We start from the raw sequence: 1,770 nt of genomic DNA on the forward strand, positions 1-1,770 counted from the left end.
GATCGTCTCCGTCGGGGAGGCGCGGACGGTGTCGACGTCGTACGGCGAGCGCGACCTCCGCGAGGTGCGGGTCCGGCCCGACCGCGGCGCGGGCGACCCGGTCGACGTGACGCTGTGGGGGAAGTGGACAGAGACGGCCGAACACGCCGAGACAGGGATGGAACTGCTCGTCACGGAAGCCGAGGAGGACGAGTACCGCGGCGAGGTCGGGTACGCGACGACCGACGGATCGTGGGTCGTCCTCGAACCCGACTTCCTCGTCGACGTGACCGGGATCCGGTCGTGGGTACAGTGCCCGCGGATGTACTACCTGAACAAGCTCTCCGGGATCCCGCTCAACTACCCCGTCGTCAAGGGAACCATCGTCCACGAGGTGTTCGGCGACCTGCTGCGCGGGATGGAACTGGAGGCGTCCGTCACCGACCGCGTCGACGAGGCCGGGCTGGAGCTCGGACTGTTAGGCTACGAGCGCGAGGAGGTCGAAGACGAGGTGCGCCGAAACGCCGCCGCCGTCGAGGGGTGGCTCGCGCAGGGGACGCTCTCCGACGAGGACACGTGGCGCTCGGAGTTCACCCTCATCTCGCCCACGTTCGGCCTGAAGGGGCGGGCGGACGCGCTCCGCCGCGGTACCCCCGTCGAACTGAAGACGGGCAAGAACACCAAACGGGAGCCGCGGTTCCACGACAAGGTCCAGGCCGCCTGCTACGCCCTAATGTTAGACGAGCGCGGCGTCGACCCGGACATCGGCACGCTGCTGTACACGAAAAACACCGCCTTAGACCGCAACGAGGAGTCGGGCGACCTCGCGCCGGCCAAGGAGTTCACCGTCGGTCGCGGCTTCCTGAAGTTCGTCGTCCGCGAGCGCAACGCCCTCGCCGCGATGGAGTGGAGCGCGCTCAACGACCCCGGCGAGCGCCCGACCGTGCCGACGGGGTACGAGGCGGACGCGACGTGTAGCTACTGCTTCGAGCAGGACGCCTGTATGGTCGTCTCCGGCCGCCTCGATCAGGAGTCGAAGGCGGGCCAGATCGGGACGCCGGTCCCGGACGCGGAGCGCGACTACTTCGACCGATTCTACACCGCGATCGAGGAGGAACGCCGCGAGACCCACGCCGAGTACCGGAAGCTGTGGGAGCAGACGCCCGAGGAGCGCGCAGCGGACGACCGCGCGCTGATCGACCTAGAGCCGGCGGGGCAGACGGAGATCGACGACGCCCGCTGGGAGCTTCGCGCCCGGAAGCCGGGCGACGCCGTCTCGAAGCTCCGCGAAGGCGACGTGGCGCTCGCCAGCGACGGCGACCCCGTCTCGGGCCACGCCGAACTCGGCCGGATCACCGAACTCGGCGGCGACGAGGTCGTCGTCGAGGCGGACGAGCCGGTCGAACTGCGCCGCCTCGACGTCTACCCCTCCGAGATATCGGTCGACCGCTCGCTCACCGCGCTCCACGACGCGGTCCTGAAGGGCGACCCCGACCGCAAGGACGTGCTGTTCGGCCGGCGCGAGCCGGCGTTCCGCGATCCGGCCGACCGGCCGGCCGGGTGTCCGGGGAGCGGCAATCCGGACGCGCCGGACGCCTACATCGACAACAACGTCGCCCAGAACGAGGCGGTCGAACTCGCGGTCGACGCCGAGGACTGCGCGCTGATCCACGGCCCGCCGGGGACCGGGAAGACGTACACCATCGCCCGGACGATCCGCGCGCTCGTCGCGGAGGGGAACCGGGTGCTGCTGTCGGCGTTCACGAACCGCGCGGTCGACAACGCCCTCGA

Annotated in this window: 1 protein-coding gene; it reads left to right on the forward strand. The window is 70.3% G+C overall.

From position 1 onward, the window contains the following. Nucleotide 1: 1 nt before the first annotated feature. On the forward strand, nucleotides 2-1,770 hold a 1,769-nt coding region (locus BN903_RS14020), incomplete at its 3' end, for an AAA domain-containing protein (RefSeq protein ID WP_195155820.1).

Source organism: Halorubrum sp. AJ67 (genome assembly GCF_000513435.1).